The organism is Thermoanaerobacter sp. RKWS2 (genome assembly GCF_026240795.1).
Taxonomy (GTDB): domain Bacteria; phylum Bacillota; class Thermoanaerobacteria; order Thermoanaerobacterales; family Thermoanaerobacteraceae; genus Thermoanaerobacter; species Thermoanaerobacter ethanolicus.
This window is the reverse complement of the sequence record NZ_CP110888.1, coordinates 659,556-677,776: the sequence shown is the minus strand read 5'-3', so window position 1 is coordinate 677,776 and position 18,221 is coordinate 659,556. Positions and strand designations below refer to the sequence as shown.

General features: G+C 35.1%; 13 protein-coding genes and 3 pseudogenes. All 16 read right to left on the bottom strand.

Annotated features, from left to right (window positions below; genetic code table 11):
- Nucleotides 1–311: 311 nt before the first annotated feature.
- Entirely contained in the window at nt 312–1,712 is a 1,401-nt protein-coding gene (hydG, locus tag OEI98_RS03380; RefSeq protein ID WP_074592575.1) for a [FeFe] hydrogenase H-cluster radical SAM maturase HydG, read from the bottom strand.
- A 72-nt stretch (nt 1,713–1,784) separates the two neighbouring features.
- Nucleotides 1,785–3,341, bottom strand: coding sequence for a stage V sporulation protein B (gene spoVB, locus OEI98_RS03375; RefSeq protein ID WP_266039592.1), 1,557 nt, complete (start codon nt 3,339–3,341; stop codon nt 1,785–1,787).
- Nucleotides 3,342–3,741: 400 nt separating this feature from the next.
- A pseudogene (locus OEI98_RS03370) lies at nt 3,742–4,913 on the bottom strand (M20 metallopeptidase family protein).
- Between the two features lie 19 nt (nt 4,914–4,932).
- A complete protein-coding gene (murI, locus tag OEI98_RS03365; protein WP_004402425.1) occupies nt 4,933–5,727 on the bottom strand; it encodes a glutamate racemase in 795 nt (264 codons plus the stop codon).
- Between the two features lie 68 nt (nt 5,728–5,795).
- Complete coding sequence (locus tag OEI98_RS03360) at nt 5,796–6,395, bottom strand: class I SAM-dependent methyltransferase (protein WP_004402426.1); 600 nt, start codon at nt 6,393–6,395, stop codon at nt 5,796–5,798.
- 83 nt (nt 6,396–6,478) lie between these two features.
- Nucleotides 6,479–7,738, bottom strand: coding sequence for a phosphoribosylamine--glycine ligase (purD, locus tag OEI98_RS03355; RefSeq protein ID WP_266039588.1), 1,260 nt, complete (start codon nt 7,736–7,738; stop codon nt 6,479–6,481).
- Nucleotides 7,739–7,750: 12 nt separating this feature from the next.
- Nucleotides 7,751–9,276: pseudogene (purH, locus tag OEI98_RS03350) on the bottom strand (bifunctional phosphoribosylaminoimidazolecarboxamide formyltransferase/IMP cyclohydrolase).
- Between the two features lie 35 nt (nt 9,277–9,311).
- Entirely contained in the window at nt 9,312–9,926 is a 615-nt protein-coding gene (gene purN / locus OEI98_RS03345; protein ID WP_004402429.1) for a phosphoribosylglycinamide formyltransferase, read from the bottom strand.
- Nucleotides 9,923–10,933 (bottom strand): phosphoribosylformylglycinamidine cyclo-ligase, encoded by a 1,011-nt coding sequence (purM, locus tag OEI98_RS03340; protein ID WP_004402430.1) that lies wholly within the window; start codon nt 10,931–10,933, stop codon nt 9,923–9,925. Before purM ends, purN begins: the two co-directional genes overlap by 4 nt.
- Before the next feature lie 17 nt (nt 10,934–10,950).
- Nucleotides 10,951–12,347 (bottom strand): annotated as a pseudogene (purF, locus tag OEI98_RS03335) (amidophosphoribosyltransferase).
- The gene (gene purL, locus OEI98_RS03330; protein ID WP_266039586.1) at nt 12,326–14,527 is read right to left on the bottom strand and encodes a phosphoribosylformylglycinamidine synthase subunit PurL; all 2,202 of its coding nucleotides are present in this window, start codon (nt 14,525–14,527) and stop codon (nt 12,326–12,328) included. Before purL ends, purF begins: the two are co-directional and overlap by 22 nt.
- A gap of 2 nt (nt 14,528–14,529) precedes the next feature.
- On the bottom strand, nt 14,530–15,204 hold the full coding sequence (gene purQ / locus OEI98_RS03325) for a phosphoribosylformylglycinamidine synthase subunit PurQ (protein ID WP_266039584.1): 675 nt from the start codon (nt 15,202–15,204) through the stop codon (nt 14,530–14,532).
- Nucleotides 15,205–15,206: 2 nt separating this feature from the next.
- A complete protein-coding gene (gene purS, locus OEI98_RS03320) occupies nt 15,207–15,455 on the bottom strand; it encodes a phosphoribosylformylglycinamidine synthase subunit PurS (protein WP_266039582.1) in 249 nt (82 codons plus the stop codon).
- Between the two features lies 1 nt (nt 15,456).
- The gene (gene purC / locus OEI98_RS03315; protein WP_004402436.1) at nt 15,457–16,164 is read right to left on the bottom strand and encodes a phosphoribosylaminoimidazolesuccinocarboxamide synthase; all 708 of its coding nucleotides are present in this window, start codon (nt 16,162–16,164) and stop codon (nt 15,457–15,459) included.
- 19 nt (nt 16,165–16,183) lie between these two features.
- A complete protein-coding gene (gene purE / locus OEI98_RS03310) occupies nt 16,184–16,648 on the bottom strand; it encodes a 5-(carboxyamino)imidazole ribonucleotide mutase (protein WP_003870508.1) in 465 nt (154 codons plus the stop codon).
- Between the two features lie 74 nt (nt 16,649–16,722).
- Complete coding sequence (locus OEI98_RS03305) at nt 16,723–18,105, bottom strand: NCS2 family permease (protein WP_003870509.1); 1,383 nt, start codon at nt 18,103–18,105, stop codon at nt 16,723–16,725.
- Between the last annotated feature and the right edge of the window lie 116 nt (nt 18,106–18,221).

Below are 18,221 nucleotides of genomic sequence, written 5' to 3'. Positions count from 1 at the left end.
CATAAGTGTAGCGACTTGATAGCCCGGCACTCAACCGAAAATGTTAAAAAAGGAGAATAAGAGAAAAGACCAGCCCGTTCAGTTGAGTGCCGGGAAACTTAGCGAGGCTGAGAGGCGAAAGCGGGGCCGTAGCCTTGTGATGGCGGAGGCGAGCACTAAGTCAAGGATGACGAATGTGCCCGGAACCCCGCTTGAGCCCGAGGCCGAGCGCTAGTTTAGTCTGCGATATCACCGGAGCAAACTATGCAAAATGCCAACAACGATAATATTTTGTCAACAAGCTAAAGCCTCCTTTTCACGAGGTTTTAAGTTTAAAAGAAAAGATCTCTTTCTCCATTTTCTATTCTTTTTAGTCTTCTCTTTGTCTCTTCCCTTACAGTTATTGATGGAATTTTCTCTAAATTTACCGCTATTGCTTTTTCTCCAATTTCCTTAGTTTTTTCATCCCCGTAATCAATCAAAAACTCTTTGAAGGTTAGTATCGCATTTGGTAGGCAGAAGTTGTGTATTTGCCCTGATTTCGCAAAGGTCATAAACCTGTCTCCTGTACGTCCCATTCTGTAGCAAGCAGTACAATAACTTGGAAGATACCCTTGTTCACACAAAGTCCTTAAAATTTCATTAGGGCTTCTTTTATCTTCTACCTCAAATTGTGGCTTTGAACCACCTTTTTTGGATATCTCTTCATGATATCCACCTACTCCTGTACAAGAACCGGCACTAATCTGAGAAATGCCAATGCTTATTACTTCTTCTCTAAATTTAGGCTTTTCTCTTGTAGACAAAATCATTCCAGTATAGGGCACTGCCATTCTTATGACTGCTACTAATTTTTTAAAGTCTTTATCTGATACAATATATGGAAATTTATCTATGGAAGTGTTAAGAGCTGGTCTAAGTCGCGGTACTGAAATAGTATGTGGCCCAACTCCAAATTTCTCCTCTAAATGGTTCGCATGATAAAGCATTGCAACAGTTTCGTATTTGTAATCATAAAGCCCATACAAAACCCCTAATCCTACGTCGTCAATACCTGCCTCCATAGCCCTGTCCATAGCAGTCAAATGATAGTCGTAATCGTATTTTGGTCCCTGTGGATGCATGTATTCATAAGTGGGCCTATGGTAAGTTTCTTGGAATAAAATATAAGTCCCTATTCCTACTTTTTTAAGTTTTTTGTAATTTTCTACAGTAGTCGCCGCTAAATTGACATTTACTCTTCTAATACTTCCGTTTTTAAGTTTTGTATCGTATATCGTCTTTATTACATCGATAATATAATCTATAGGGCAATTTACAGGGTCTTCTCCAGCTTCAACTGCTAATCTCTTATGTCCCATCTCTTCCAAAATCTCAACTTCTCTTCTCACTTCTTCCATTGTAAGCTTTTTTCTTTCCTGCTCATTAGAATGTCTGTAACCACAATATCTACAGTTGTTTACACAGTAGTTACTTACATAAAGGGGAGCAAATATTACAATCCTATTTCCATATATTTCTTCTTTTATATACCTTGCTACTTTAAACATCTCATTGAGCAAATCCTCATCTTCTACATTTAAAAGTACCGCTGCTTCTTCAGGAGTAATGCCTTTTAGTTTTTTAGCTTTCTCTATAATTTCTAATGCATCTTTACTTGTCGCTTTTTTAGCCTTTTCCAAATCCTGTCTTATCTTTTCATCATCAATAAAATCCGCTTTTTCTTTTATCATACTTTATCTCCTCCCTCGCCCTCAGGAAAATCCCCTTGGGCTTAGTTTTATTTTTATTATATACTATAATTGTTAATTTTTCAACAAAATTATTTTTCTTAAATCCTCAATATAAGGTAGTTTCAGCGCAGAGCAAAGCAGTAAATAGGCAGGAATTCCTGTAAAAATTGATAAAAAAATATTTATCCACATATTAACATTAATTGTCAACAATTTACTGTGGATAATTATAACAATTATTCCCATAATTGTTGATGCTGTTATCGGTTTTATAAACCAATTTAAATTGTCTATTCTTAATCCTGTCATTTTTATGAGCTCAAACATATTTAGCATTAAAATAAGAGCATCGGCAAATATAAAGCTGTATATATATCCAAAAAGTCTAAGTTGTGGCATGGCGGTTAAGTAATACATACCTATAATACAGACTCCCAACCATATAATAGAATTTTTTAAAACCACATTTTGCTTTCCTAATCCATGGAGAATGCTAGCCACCACCGCTTCTAAAAATGCGAATATACTTCCCATGGAAATCGCTCTCACAAAAGCCCCTACTCCTGGGGAAGAAGGATACAAAAGCTGAGAAATTTGCTCAGGAAGAGCTAAAAATAAAATTATAGCAGGAAAAGCTACTAAAGTAGTATAGCCAATTGCTTGGTTAATCCTAAGTCTTACTGTATCCCACTTTTTTAGAGCAGCTGCTTCAGAAACTGCAGGAAGTACAGTAGTGGAAAGACTTGAAGTTATAACTGCTGGCATGTAAGCAAGAGGTACTGCCATACCCAACATTTTGCCAAATTCAGACATCGCTTCACTGTGAGTGAGACCTGAGACAACAAGTCTTGAAGGAATTATTAAAGATTCCGCTAAATCCAACACATTTACAATTAATTTTGAAAAAGTTATAGGTATGGAAGTAATAACTAACGTTTTTGCTATAGAAAAAGCATCCCATTCTTTTCCATCATAAGGTATTTCTTTGTTTATAATTTTTACTTCCCTTTTGTAAAAAAGTATGTACATAAGAAAACTGACAATTTCACCTACAGATATGCCAAATATAGCTATCGCTACTAAATATTCAAGTGTAGCTCCTGTAAAAAGCTGTATTAAATATAAAGTTGTTGATACCCGTACTATTTGTTCAACAATTTCTGAAACTGAAGCAGGTATCATATTTATAACTCCTTGAAAAAATCCCTTAAACACTGATGAAGAAGCAACAATGATAAGCACCGGTGCAAAAATGAGAATTGATAAAAGTGCTCTTGGTTCGTGAAGTAACTTTTCAGCTACGTACTTAGCATTAAAAAATAGCAACGAAGTAATGATAAAAGCAATTATCAATACTATCAAAAAAGTAATTTTTAAAATTTTAAACATATTTTTTTTGTTTCCTTTTGCTCTTTCTTCTGAAATAAAGCGAGAAGTGACAGCCATCGTACCAGAGGTTAAAAAAGTTATTGAAACAAAATATATAGGAAGAACTAATTGATAAATACCCGTACCTTCCGTGCCTAACATATTTGATAAAATTATTCTAAAGATAAATCCAATGCCTCTGTCTATAATATTGGCAATAGTTAATATAAAAGCACCGCGAATAAAAGACCTATTGTGCATAAACAACACCTCACAATAGTTTATTCGCAGTGCTTTTTATATATGAAAAAAACCGGCAGTATGCCGGCAGTAAAGGGGGATTAGGGGGAGAAATTTTTAAGTACATAAAATTGAGGGGGTTAAGATTTACACATTCCTAAGGCTTCCTCTCACCTATTGGCAGAGGTGATAAATTCACATTACCTCTCTTCCGACAAATATTATGCATCATTTGATGAAAAATGTCAAGATTTGATTTAAATATTTTTTTACATGAAATTTTTCCTGCAGTTTTGTAAAATTATTAATCACTGCAAATAAATAAAACTGCAGTAAACCTTTTTCGTAAGTTTTAAAAGAATATTTATAAATAAATCCCCGTCATTTTTTCCAAATATTTTTTAATCCTTCAAAAAATTTTTTAACCATTTGAGTTTAAATATTTTAAAACTGTAGAGACGTGTACAGCAAGGCCAATTTTAATACACTCCTCATCGATATTAAATTGGTTGTTATGTATAGGTTTATCTATTCCTTTTTCTTTATTGCCACACCCTAATTTATAAAAACTGCCAGGGACTTTTTGCAAGAAATAAGCGAAATCTTCTACTCCCATTGTTGGTGCCACTTCTATTACATTGCCTTCCCCTAGCAAAGGAAAAGCAGTTTCTTTTATGAGGTCTGTCATACCTTTGTGATTTACAAGGCAAGGATACCCTCTCGTTCTTTTAAATTCTACTTCTCCTCCCATAGCTTTTGCTGTGTTATCGCAAATCTTCTCCACCATCTCAACTATCTCGTCTCTTTTTTCTTCTTCCATCATTCTTATAATTCCAGACATCCTCACTTTGTTCGCTATTATATTTCGTGCATATCCTCCTTCAATAGTCCCAATAGTTAGCACTATAGGACTTAATGGATTAGCTTTTCTGCTAACAACAGTTTGGAGCATATTTACAATATTAGCAGCAATCACTATGGCATCCACCGATTTATGAGGCTCAGCCCCATGACTGCTTTTGCCTTTTACAATTATGTCAAACATATCTGATGAAGCATAGGCTTTTCCATAGGTTATCCCTATTTGCCCCACTTGAAGTTCTGGGTCTACATGTAGTCCTATTATAGCATCAACTTTAGGATTTTCTAAAACTCCTTCTTCAATCATCGGAAGAGCTCCCCCGTTGTTTCTTCCGCTGGTTGAAATATAAACTTAACATTTCCCTTTAACTTATCTCTCATATTTGCCAAAAGTTTAGCAGTACCAAGAAGTATAGCTGTATGAACATCATGCCCACAAGCATGCATTCTTCCTGGAATCTGCGATGCATATTCTACATCATTTTCTTCTTGAATTGGAAGAGCGTCCATATCTGCTCTTATAGCTATCGTCTTGCTTCCATTGCCTTTAAGGGTCCCCACAACGCCAGTTTTAGCAATTCTCTTTACTTCAATCCCTAAATTTTTTAAATAATCATAAACAATTTCAGAAGTTTTTGTTTCTTCAAAACCTAATTCAGGGTACATGTGTATTTTTCGCCTTAATTCTATTACTTCTTTTTCTACTTTTTCAGCCTCTTTGAGAATATCCATCCTAAATCCCACCTGTTTTTTAATATTTTTCTATGTCTACATGCAAAACATTCTCAATTTTCTCGCCTAATAGCATTTCTGCCGTTTTGATAAAATTATCTTTATCTCCACTTACAAAAAATTCTGCCTTACCCCTGATTTGAGGATTTAATAAATCTTTCTTTAATAAATAATCTTTCACATCATAGGCTAATTTAATTGCAGGGTCTACTATTTTTACATTTTCTCCCATTATCTCTTCTATAACTGAAGCCATTAAAGGATAATGGGTACAACCTAAAACAAGAGTATCTATATCTTTTTCTTTCAATTCTTTTAAACACTTGCTAGCAGTTTCATAGGCTATTGGCGAATTATATAGCCCTTTTTCAATAAGTGGGACAAACTCAGGACATGCCTTTTGGTAAACTTCAATATTTTTATCAATAATTTTTATATTCTTTTCATAGCTTTTGCTTTCAACAGTTCTTGTAGTTGCAATAACACCTATTTTTTTATTTATAGTGTATAGGGCAGCGCTCTCTGCCCCTGCTTTTAAAACATCAAAAAGAACTACATCATATTCGCTTTTATTTATAACTGCACAAGTAGTATTACAAGCTATTACTACAGCTTTTACTTTTTGCTCTCTCATAAAATTTAAAATCTGTTTTGCAAATTTTTTTATCTCTTCTTCACTTCTATCGCCATAGGGAACTCTTTTTGTATCACCAAAGTAAATATAGTCTTCTCCTGGTAAAACCTCAACAAGTCTTTTTAGTACTGTAAGTCCTCCTACTCCAGAGTCAAAAACACCTATTGGTCTTGAGTCCATTTCACCACACCCTAATAAAAATTTAAGCCAATTAATTATTCACACCATGGTATTTATTATATCATAATTTATTTATTAGGTTGTAAGATGTATAAAGAAGCTTTTGAACTGACATCTACCATTTTTACTTCTTTAAAGTTTTCTTTTAGTTCTTTTTTAACTTCTTTTACAAAATTAAAATAATCTCCACCTTCCAACCATTCCACAAATGAAGTAAAAAAGTCTCTGTTTTGATTGTAGTCATGAAGAATTACATAATGCTTTGCGACCCTTGACATCTCTTTATATAATATTTCCCGCTCATTCTTTTTAATACCATGAGCCACATAAGAAGCTGTAATCACATCAAAAAAATTATCTTCGAAGGGAAACCCTTCACCTGGATTTATCTTATATGCCTTAATATCCGTGTTTTTCAGCCTTTTCATCGCTTGTGCTAACATACCTGCGGAAACTTCCACCCCAGAAACCTCAAAGCCAGCTTCCCTTAATACATAACACAATGCACCTGTACCACATCCGACATCTAAAAATTTTATGTAATTTCCTAAATCAATATGTTCTTTCAAAATAGCTAAAACTTTCCTATAATATTCCACTTGAGAATTAAAAAACCACCCATAAATTGGAGATATAATATCAAAAAGTTTTACATGGTCTTTGGGCATAATTTCTCCCCCATTTTTAAAAAATTAAGGCATATGTTAGTAGATATTATACCATAACTTTAAACTGATTAAAAACGCCAGGTTTACACCTGGCTTACCAAAGCAATATCTTTTCTATAGTACATCCCTTTAAAGCTTATTTTTTTAATTTCTCTATAAACTTTTTCTCTCGCTTCTTCATATGAATCCCCTATTGAGGTAACAGCAAGCACTCTTCCTCCTGATGTGACAATTTTACCATCTTTTAATACCGTCCCTGCATGATATACAAATGCTTCTTTTACTTTTTCTAACCCTGTTATCTCAAAACCAGTCTGATATTCCCCTGGGTAACCGTTTGATACCGCAACGGCACATACAGCCTTTTTGTCTTCCCATTCAATTTGTATTTTATCAAGTTTTCCTTCTATGGTAGCTTCCATTATATCAATAAGGTCTGTTTTTAAAAGAGGCAGTACAACTTGTGTTTCAGGGTCTCCAAATCTTGCATTAAATTCTAAAACCTTAGGTCCTTCTTTTGTAAGCATTAAACCTGCGTATAACACTCCTTTATATACAATGCCTTCTTTTTGAAGTGCCTTTACCATTGGTTTTAAAATGCTTTCCATCACTTCTTTTAAAGTTTCTTCCTCAAGATAAGGATTTGGTGCAATGCTTCCCATACCTCCAGTGTTAGGACCTTTGTCTCCTTCATAGATCTTTTTATAATCCATAGCAGAAACCATAGGTAAAATATTTTCTCCATCTGTAAATGCGAATACTGACGCTTCTTTTCCAAAAAGCATCTCTTCTATTATTATGATATCTCCTGATGCACCAAATATCCTTTTTTTCATCATTAAGTCTAGAGCTTCTTTTGCTTCTATAAAGTCTTTTACAATAAACACTCCTTTACCTTGTGCCAGTCCATCTGCTTTCATCACAGCAGGATACCATGTCTCTTTTAAAAACTTCAAAGCCTCCTGATATTTGTCAAAGGCTTTAAACCTTCCAGTAGGAATATTGTATTTAGAAAGAAGCTGTTTAGCAAAATATTTGCTTCCCTCAATAGCCGCAGCACTTTTATTAGGCCCAAAGATTTTAAGCCCTGCTTTCTCAAATTCATCCACAATACCTTGTACCAGTGGCATCTCTGGCCCTACAACTGTTAAATCAATGTTATTTTTTATGGCAAATTCTTTAAGCTTTTCAATATCTCCAATTTTTATATCAACACATTCTGCCAAAAGACCTATGCCAGCATTTCCGGGAGCACAGTAGATTTTATCCACTTTAGAACTTTGTGAAAGTTTGTGAACAATTGCATGTTCTCTTCCTCCGCCCCCTATGACTAAAACCTTCATACAAATTCCTCCTCAATGTTTAAAATGCCTTATGCCAGTGAATATCATTGATATACCGCCTTTGTCTGCAGCTTCAATTGATAAAGCATCGTTTTGTGAGCCGCCTGGTTGGATTATGGCAGTTATACCGCCTTTTACAGCCGCTTCCACAACATCTGGAAATGGGAAAAAGGCATCTGATGCAAGGACACTTCCCTTTGCTTTTTCGCCTGCTTGTTTGATTGCTTGTTCTGTCGGCCATATCCTGTTGACTTGTCCCACGCCAATACCTACTGTAGCTCCATCTTTTGCTAAAACAATCGCATTGGATTTTACGTGCTTTACTACCTTCCAGGCAAACCTTAAATCTTCCATCTCTTTTTGAGTAGGTGCTTTTTTAGTAACTACTTTCAAATTATTCTCATCTAAATCTATTTCATCCTTTTCTTGTACTAAAAGTCCGCCTTCTACTTTCTTTAAATCATATTCTTTTTCATATCCTTCTTTTAATCTCAATATCCTTAAGTTTTTCTTTTTCTTTAAAATCTCTAAGGACTCTTCTTCAAAGTCTGGAGCAATTACTATTTCTAAGAATATTTTTATAAGTTCTTCAGCTGTTTTAACATCTACAGTTCTATTTAATGCTACAATTCCCCCAAAAATAGAAACAGGGTCACTCTCATATGCTTTTAAGTAAGCATTGTATATATTATCTGCAATAGCTACTCCACAAGGATTTGTGTGCTTTACGGCAACTGCTGCAGGCTCTTTAAACTCTCTTAAGAGCTCTATTGCCGCATTTGCATCGTTTATATTGTTAAAAGAGAGCTCTTTGCCGTGCAACTGCTCACATTCTGCAATACCATAGGCTTTAATAGGATTTTTGTAAAAAGCCGCCTTTTGATGAGGATTTTCACCATATCTCATGTCTTGAGCTTTTTCATAGGCAAAGGCCACAACTTCGGGAAACTCTATGTTATTTTTTTGTATCAAATAGTTGTATATCAAAGAATCGTAAAGGGCTGTATGTCCAAAAGCTTTTGCTGCCAGATAAAATCTCGTCTCTTCTTTTGTATTGCCATATTGTTTTATTTCTTCAATGACTGCATCATAATCCTTTGGATCTACAAGAATAGTCACATATTTGTAGTTTTTAGCTGCAGCCCTTATCATTGAAGGACCGCCAATGTCTATATTTTCTATCGCTTCTTCTAAAGTCACATTTTCTTTTAGGATTGTCTCTTTAAAAGGATATAAATTTATGACAACTATATCTATTGGCTCAATGCCATGTTCTTTTAAAGCTTTAATGTGCTCTTCATTGTCTCTTATTGCAAGAAGCCCTCCATGAATTTTAGGATGAAGCGTCTTTACTCTACCATCCATAATTTCAGGGAAACCTGTTATGTCTGATACCTTTACTACATTTACTCTATTTTCTTTAAGAAGATTATAAGTCCCTCCTGTTGATATTATTTCATATCCTAATTCATTAAGCTTTTTGGCAAATTCCACTATGCCTTCTTTTTTGAAACGCTTATTAACGCTTTTTTGGCCATAGAATTGCCTCCTTTTTACAGTTTTATAATCCCTTTTAAAACTTTAATATTTTCACTTTTCTACCTTCGACTTTTAACTTCCCTTCTGTAAAAAGCTTAACTGCATAAGGTAAAACTTTGTGTTCTACTTCCAGCACTTTTTTAGCAATGGTCTCTGGCGTATCCTCTTCATCGATTTTCACAACTTCTTGAAAAATAATAGGTCCAGTATCAGCACCACTGTCCACAAAGTGAACGGTACAGCCGGTGTATTTTACTCCGTATTCATAGACCGCCTGATGTACCTTCATTCCATAAAATCCTTTGCCACAAAAGGCAGGAATAAGTGAGGGATGTATATTTATTATCTTGTTTTCAAATCTTTCTACAATTTCTCCACTGAGAATTGTCAAAAAACCTGCAAGAATTATTCCATCCGGATTCAATTTTTCAAGAAGCTTTAATAACTCTCTTTGAAAATTTTCTTTCAATTCTTTTTTGGGAAGGCAGTAAGTAGCAATTCCGTGTTTTTTTGCCCTTTCAAGAGCATAAGCTCCTTTTTTATCGCTAATGACAGCAATTATCCTGGCATTGATATATCCTGCTTCAATGGCATCAATTATTGACTGCAAATCAGTCCCGTTACCTGATGCCATCACCACAAGGTTCATAAAATTACACCGCCTTCGCCTTCTACTATCTCCCCTATTACATAAGCTTTTTCACCCATGCCATTTAATTTTTCTAAAGCCTTATCTACATCAGATGGGTCTACTATAACTACCATGCCAATCCCCATATTAAAAGTACGATACAGTTCTCTTTCTTCAATATCTCCCAATCTTTGAATTAATTCAAAAATAGCTGGAATTTCCCAACTTCCTTTATTTATTTTTGCATCTATACTTTTTCTTAGTATTCTTGGAATATTATCAATAAAACCTCCCCCGGTAATATGAGCCATCCCTTTAATTTTTAACCCTTTTAAAGCCTCTATTGACTTGACATATATTTTTGTAGGAGTAAGGAGTGCATCTCCTAAATCCATCCCAAGCTCTGGTATAAAGTCTTTTACTGAAAAATTGTTTTTCTCAAAAAACACTTTCCTCACTAAAGAATAGCCATTGCTGTGAATTCCAGAAGAGGCAAGCCCAATTATGGCATCTCCTTCTTTTATTGATTTTGTATCAATCAGCTCTTCTTTTTCTGCAATTCCTACACAAAAGCCTGCTAAATCGTACTCTCCTTCTTTATAAAAACCTGGAAGTTCTGCTGTTTCTCCTCCTATCAAAGCACAACCGGCTATTTTACAACCCTCTGCTATTCCTTTGATTACTTCTACTGCCACTTCACTTTTTAACTTTCCAGTAGCAAAATAGTCAAGAAAAAACAAAGGCTTAGCACCAGTTACAATAATGTCATTTACACACATAGCTACAAGGTCTATTCCTACAGTATCGTGTTTGTCCATCATAAAGGCTATTTTAAGTTTTGTCCCAACTCCATCAGTGCTTGACACGATTACAGGGTTTTTGTAATTTTTTATCTCAAAAAGAGCTGCAAATCCCCCAATGCCTTCCAAAACATTGTCTGTCAAAGTCTTTTTTGCAATAGGTTTTATCATTTCCACCAGTTTATTGCCTTCATCTATATTTACCCCAGCATCCTTATAATTCATAATCATACACCTACTTTTTATTTTTTCTCAAAAAGATACTTGCTTCCTTCTTTTAGAACATACATAGGATAGTTGCCATCAAAGCAACCTGTGCAAATAGATTTAAGTCCTACACTTTTTATAAGCCCTTCAATACTTAAAAACTGTAGGCTGTCAGCTCCTATTAATTTGCATATCTCTTCAACTGACATCCTCGTCGCTATCAATTCTTTTTTTGTCGGAGTATCAATTCCAAAGTAGCAGGAATATTTAACAGGAGGTGAACTTATCCTCACATGAACCTCTTTTGCTCCCCCACTTTTTAATAAACTCACCAATCTCTTCATAGTAGTACCTCTAACAATTGAATCATCTATTAAAACTATCCTTTTGCCTTGTATTAATTCTTTTAAAACATTTAACTTTATCCTCACCCCTGTCTCTCTATCCCTTTGGTCGGGAGCAATAAAAGTCCTTCCAATGTATTTATTTTTTATAAGTCCTTCACCCATTGGTATACCTGTTTTGAGAGAGTAACCTCTTGCAGCGGCAATGCCTGAATCTGGAACTGGTACTACCAAGTCTGCATCTACAGGTGCTTCTTCAGCTAATCTTTTCCCCATCTCCAATCGTGTAAAATAAACACTTTTTCCATCTATGACACTGTCAGGTCTAGCAAAATAGATGTATTCAAAAACACAAGGCTTCTTTTTTCTTCTACTTCTAACTTAACAGAATCTATACCTTTTTCATCAATTATAACTATTTCACCTGCTTCCACATCTCGTATTAACTCTGCTCCTATTACGTCAAAGGCACAAGATTCAGAAGATAAGAAATAAGTGTCATCTTTTTTACCTATACAAAGAGGCCTTATACTGTTTACATCTCTTATCCCTATTAATTTATTGTCTGTTAAAATCACCAAAGCGTATGAACCTTTTATTTGTTTTATTGTTTCCAAAAGGGCTTCTATTAAGCCCCTTTGGAAATTCTTTGCAATTAAATGAAGAATTATTTCACTATCAGTTGTAGTTTGAAATATTCTGCCGTCCTCCTCCAATTGGCCTCTTAGCTCTTCTGCGTTTATCAAATTGCCATTATGGGCAAGAGCCATATATTCATTCTTAAAATTAGCAACGAGGGGTTGAGCATTTATAATGTCATTGCTGCCTGTAGTAGAATACCTTACATGGCCTATCCCCATTTTTCCCTCTAATGTCTTTAAATTTTCCTTATTAAAGACCTCGCTGACAAGTCCCAACCCCTTAATACAATTTATTTTTTCGCCATCATAAATAGCTATACCTGAACTTTCCTGCCCTCTGTGCTGCAAAGCTTGTAAACCATAATAGATATACGAAGTTACTGAAGTAGACAAACTAAAAGCACCAAAAACACCACATTCCTCTTTTAACTTCTCTCCATTTCCCATTTTATTCTCCCTCTCCAGCTTTCCTCTAAAACTTCTAAAGGAAGGTCTATTATTCTTTTACCATTTACATCAATTACAATATCTTTATCCTCTACAACCCCTACTTTTTTCGCTGGAACTTGGTGCTCATAAGCTATTTTTAAAACTTCATCTATTTTTTCAGGACTTACAGTAATTAATGCTCTCGATTGAGATTCAGAGAACAACTCTATATCTGCTCTCAGAGAAGTTTGTAGTGAAATTTTTGCACCTTTTTTGCCTGCAATTGCACTTTCAACCAAGGCAACCGCAAAACCGCCCTCTGATATGTCATGAGACGACTTAATTAAGCCTTTATCAATAAGTTTTAGCACCAATTTTTGCAATCTTTTTTCCTCTTCCAAGTTTATTTGAGGTGGTTGCCCTTTTACCATTCCAAAACAAACTTTTAGATACTCGCTTCCTCCAATCTCTCCTTTATTCTCACCTAAAATTATAATTACATCTCTTTCTTTTTTAAAGTCCATTGTACAAATTTTTGATACATCCTCTATAAGGCCTGCCATTCCTATCACAGGAGTAGGATAAACGGCCTCTCCCTCATTTTCATTGTAAAGACTGACATTTCCGCTTACCACAGGTATATGAAAAGTTTCGCAGGCTTTAGCTATTCCAAATATAGAATTTTTTAACTGCCAATATATTTCTTTCTTTTCTGGATTGCCAAAATTCAAACAATCCGTAACCCCTATAGGCTTAGCACCAACCATACAAAGATTTCGAGCTGCCTCCGCTACAGCAATCTGAGAACCTATATAGGGATCTAAATAACAATATCTACCATTGCAATCCGTTGTCAATGCAACAGCTTTTCTTGTACCTTTTATCCTCACAACAGCCGCATCCATTCCTGGAGTTATTACTGTGTCTGTCCTCACCATGTAATCATATTGGCTGTATAGCCATTCTTTACTTGCAATATTTAAAGAAGAAATTACATCTTTTAGAGCTTTATTCATATCTTCTGGAGGTTTTACTTCATTTATATCCAATTTCTTGACCTCTTCTTGCCATTTAGGCACTTCTTCTTCTCTAATATATTGTGGGGCATCTTCTGCTAAAGACTTGGCTGGAACTTTTGCAACTATTTTTCCCTCTTTAATCACTCTTATCATTCCATCATCAGTGATTTTCCCTATTGTGGCAGCATTCAGCCCCCATTTTTTAAACACCTTTTGTACCTCTTCTTCTTTGCCTTTCTCTACTACAACCAACATCCTCTCCTGAGATTCAGAAAGCATTATTTCATAGGGTGTCATTCCCTTTTCTCTCAAAGGCACTTTATCAAGGTCAATTTCCATTCCAACTCCACCGCGGGAAGCCATCTCGCAAGAAGAAGAAGTAAGACCTGCTGCTCCCATATCTTGTATAGCAACTACGGCATCTGTTTCAAAAAGTTCTAAGCAAGCCTCTAAAAGCAGTTTTTCCATAAATGGATCGCCAACCTGAACAGAAGGTCTTTTTTCTTCTGATTCCTCGCTTAATTCCTGAGAAGCAAAACTTGCACCTCCAATGCCGTCTCTCCCCGTAGTAGCACCTACTATCATAACAGGATTACCTATCCCTTTTGCTATCCCTTTTTTTATCTTTTCTTTTTCCACTATTCCTACGCACATCGCATTTACTAAAGGATTCCCTTTGTAACTTTCTTCAAAATAGGTATCACCACCCACTGTAGGAATTCCTATGCAATTTCCATAATCTCCTATACCGGCTACCACGTTTTCGATGAGATATTTAGTCCTTTTATCCTCAGGAATTCCAAATCTCAAAGAATCCAAAAGAGCAATTGGCCTTGCTCCCATTGTGAATATATCTCTTATTATTCCCCCAACACCTGTAGCTGCTCCTTGATAGGGTTCAATTGCAGAAGGGTGGTTATGGCTTTCTATCTTCATCACAACTGCCATATTATCTCCAATATCCAATATTCCTGCATTTTCTCCCGGTCCTTGTATTACTCTTTCACCTTTTGTAGGTAGATATTTTAAAAGAGGTTTAGAATTTTTATAGGCACAATGTTCAGACCACATAACACTATACATGCCTAATTCAGTTATATTAGGCTCTCTGCCTAATATCGAAATAATCTTCTCATACTCCTCATCAGTAAGTCCTAATTCTCTCCATATTTTATCCATCCTTAAACCCCACCTTTTACAAAATTATCTACTATTGACCCTAAGATATAAAGCCCGTCAGTATTACCCAGCAAGGGGGTATAAGCTCTCTCTGGATGGGGCATCATCCCTAAAACATTTCCCTTTTTATTTATAACTCCGGCTATTCTCTCAACAGAGCCGTTGATATTTTCTTTATACCTAAAAACAATTTGATTGTTTTCTTTTAATTCTTTTAAAGTTTCGTCATCTACATAATAATTGCCTTCTCCATGAGCAACTGGAAGTAAAATCTCCTGCCCTTTTTTAAGCCTTGTAGTAAAAGGAGTTTTGTCATTTTCAACTATTATACTGACAGTCTTGCAGATAAATTTCAGCCCTTCATTTTTTCTCAAAGCTCCCGGCAAAAGCCCTGCTTCTGTAAGTATCTGAAATCCGTTGCATATGCCTATAATAAATTTTCCTTTTTCTGCTTCTTCCCTGACAGCCTCCATGACAGGCGAAAACCTAGCAATAGCTCCTGCCCTCAAATAATCACCATAAGAAAATCCTCCTGGTAACATTATAACATCGTACTTACTCAAATTTTTTTCTTGATGCCACACATATTCTACTTCTTCAACAAGCCCATCTTTAACAGCATAATAGCAGTCCACATCGCAATTGGACCCTGGAAAAACTATAACAGCAAATTTCATCTTTATCCCTCCACAATTTCAAAGGTGTAATCTTCAATAATTGGGTTTGTCAGTATCTTTTTGCACATCTCATCTACTTTGTCATTTAGGAGGGATAAATCGCCATCCTCAAAAGTTAATTCTATATATTTCCCAACTCGCACCTCTTTTACTTCTTCGTATCCTAATGAGTGCAAAGCTCCCTTTACTGCTTTTCCTTGAGGGTCAAGTATTCCTTTTTTTAAAGTTATATAGACTTTTGCAATTAGCACTTTACATACCTCCAAGTCTTTTTAAAATTTCTAAATATGCTTCTTCTACTTTGCCCAAATCCTTTCTAAATCTATCTTTATCAAGTTTTTCCATAGTGTTTTTGTCCCAAAATCTGCAAGTATCAGGAGAAATTTCATCAGCTAATAATATTCCTTCATTACTTTTACCAAATTCTAATTTAAAATCTACCAAGATAATGTCTTTAGATAAAAAATATTCTGACAAAATTTTGTTGACTTTAAACGTCATTCCTGTCATAATTTCAACCTCTTCTTTGGTGGCTAATTCGAGAGCTTGTATGTGATATTCATTAATCATTGGGTCTCCTAATTCGTCATTTTTATATGAGAATTCTAATACAGGCGTTTTAAACTTTAGTCCTTCTTCAAGACCTAATCTTTTACAAATACTTCCTGCTGCGTAATTTCTCACGATAACTTCTAAAGGGAAAATCTCAACCTTTTTAACCAACATTTCCCTGTCACTAAGTTTTTTCACATAATGGGTGGGTACATTATTTTTTTCTAATAATGCAAATAAAATTGCAGAAACTTTGTTATTTACTATACCTTTTTCGGCAATTGTGCCTTTCTTTAAACCATTAAAAGCAGTTGCATCATCTTTGTATTCGATGATATAAAAATTCTCTTCATCTGTCTTATAAACTTTTTTAGCTTTTCCTTCATAAAGCAATTCTCTTTTTTCCATATTTATCTCCTCCAATCTCTTAATTGTTTAACACTTCTTCAGCCATTTTCTCCCTATAATCAGCTAAGGTCTTCTTTAAATAAGTATATTTCAAAGAGAGAATATGACAAGCTAAAAGTGCTGCATTTTCTGCTCCATCTATGGCTACTGTTGCAACAGGCACACCTTTGGGCATTTGAACAATTGATAAAAGGGAGTCAAGACCATCTAAAATAGAAGACTTTATTGGAAGGCCAATAACAGGCAAGAGTGTATAAGAAGCAATAACACCAGGCAGATGAGCAGCTTTTCCAGCACCTGCAATGATTATATCATAATATTTATCTGCATTTACAGCAAACTCTTGTGTCTCAAAGGGAGTTCTATGGGCAGACAGCACTTTAACATCATAGGAAATTTCAAATTCTTCAAGAATTTTTGTGCATCTTTCAACCACAGGCAAATCAGATTTGCTGCCAACTACTATTGCAACTTTAGGCGTCATTTTTTATATACCTCCTATACTTTACTTTTATCTTTTAAGACCCCAATTAGTAAGTACTAATTGGGGTCTTATTTTTAACCAGCAAGTGTAGCAAAACGTAATATGAATAAAAACGCAAGAATGTACACAATAGGATGAATTTCTTTTGCTCTTCCTGCTGCAATTTTTACAATAGGATACGCAATAAGCCCTGCAGCAATACCATTAGCAATGCTAAAGGTGAAAGGCATAGCAATTATAGCAAGGAAAGCAGGCATAGCTTCTGTAAAATCTTCAAAATTTATGTTTTTAATGGAGCCCATCATTAATACACCAACAATAATAAGGGCAGGAGCAGTAGCTTGCGTAGGCACCAGCAAAGCTATTGGTGAGAAAAACAGTGCCACTAAAAACAAAATACCTGTCACAAAAGCAGTAAGACCTGTTCTTCCGCCTTCTGCAATACCTGCAGCACTTTCAACATAAGTAGTAACAGTAGAAGTTCCTAAAAGAGAGCCTATCGTGGTGGCAATAGCATCTGACATAAGTCCTTTTTTCATATTAGGCATTTTGCCGTTTTCATCTAACATTCCAGCTTTTGAACCTGTTCCTATAAAAGTACCAATAGTATCGAATAAATCTACAAAAGTAAAAGATAAAACTACATATAACATACTGGTGAAAAGTGAGAGAAAACCTATATCCTTGCCAATTCCCAAAAGCCCTTTTATATCCAATTTGAGAAATGTGGGTGCAAGACTTGGTGGCATTTTAATTATACTAAAATCAGAGGGTAATTTCGCTATTCCAGTAAAAAGTCCCAATACTGTAGTTATCAATATGCCAAGAAGTATTGAACCTTTTACGTTTCTTGACATCAATATCGCTGTTATAAAAAGTCCCGCAATGGCAAGAAGTGTCCCAGGATTAGTCAAATCGCCAAATCCAATGTAAGTTGCTTGATTTGCCACGATTATACCAGCATTTTTAAGTCCAATAAAAGCTATAAATAAACCTATTCCTCCACTTACTGCATATTTTAAAGACATAGGTATAGCATCAACAATCATTTCCCGTATTCCAGACAAAGTAATCAAAATAAATATAATTCCTGAGAAAAAAACTGCAGCTAAAGCCTCTTGCCAACTGTATCCCATTGTTAAAACGACAGTATAAGTAAAGAAAGCGTTAAGTCCCATACCTGGAGCTTGTGCAAAAGGATAATTAGCGTAAAAAGCCATCATGAGAGTTCCAATGGCCGCTGAAAGACAAGTAGCTACAAAAACGGCTCCTGGATCCATTCCTGTTTCTTTTAGTATAATGGGATTCACAAACATAATGTAGGCCATTGTTATAAAGGTTGTAATACCTGCTAATATTTCTGTTTTTACATTTGTCTTGTAATTTTCAAGTTTCCAAATCCTATTTGCTAATGCGTAAAAAGATGTCTTCGGCTGCAATTTACTCACTTTTTCCATTATAATCCTCCTATCTAAGTATTTTACATTTTTTTGTAACTTTAAAACAAACAAACCCGGGAAGAATAGATTTCTTTAGCAAAACATAGAGTGAAACCTATCCTCCCGGGCTTTTG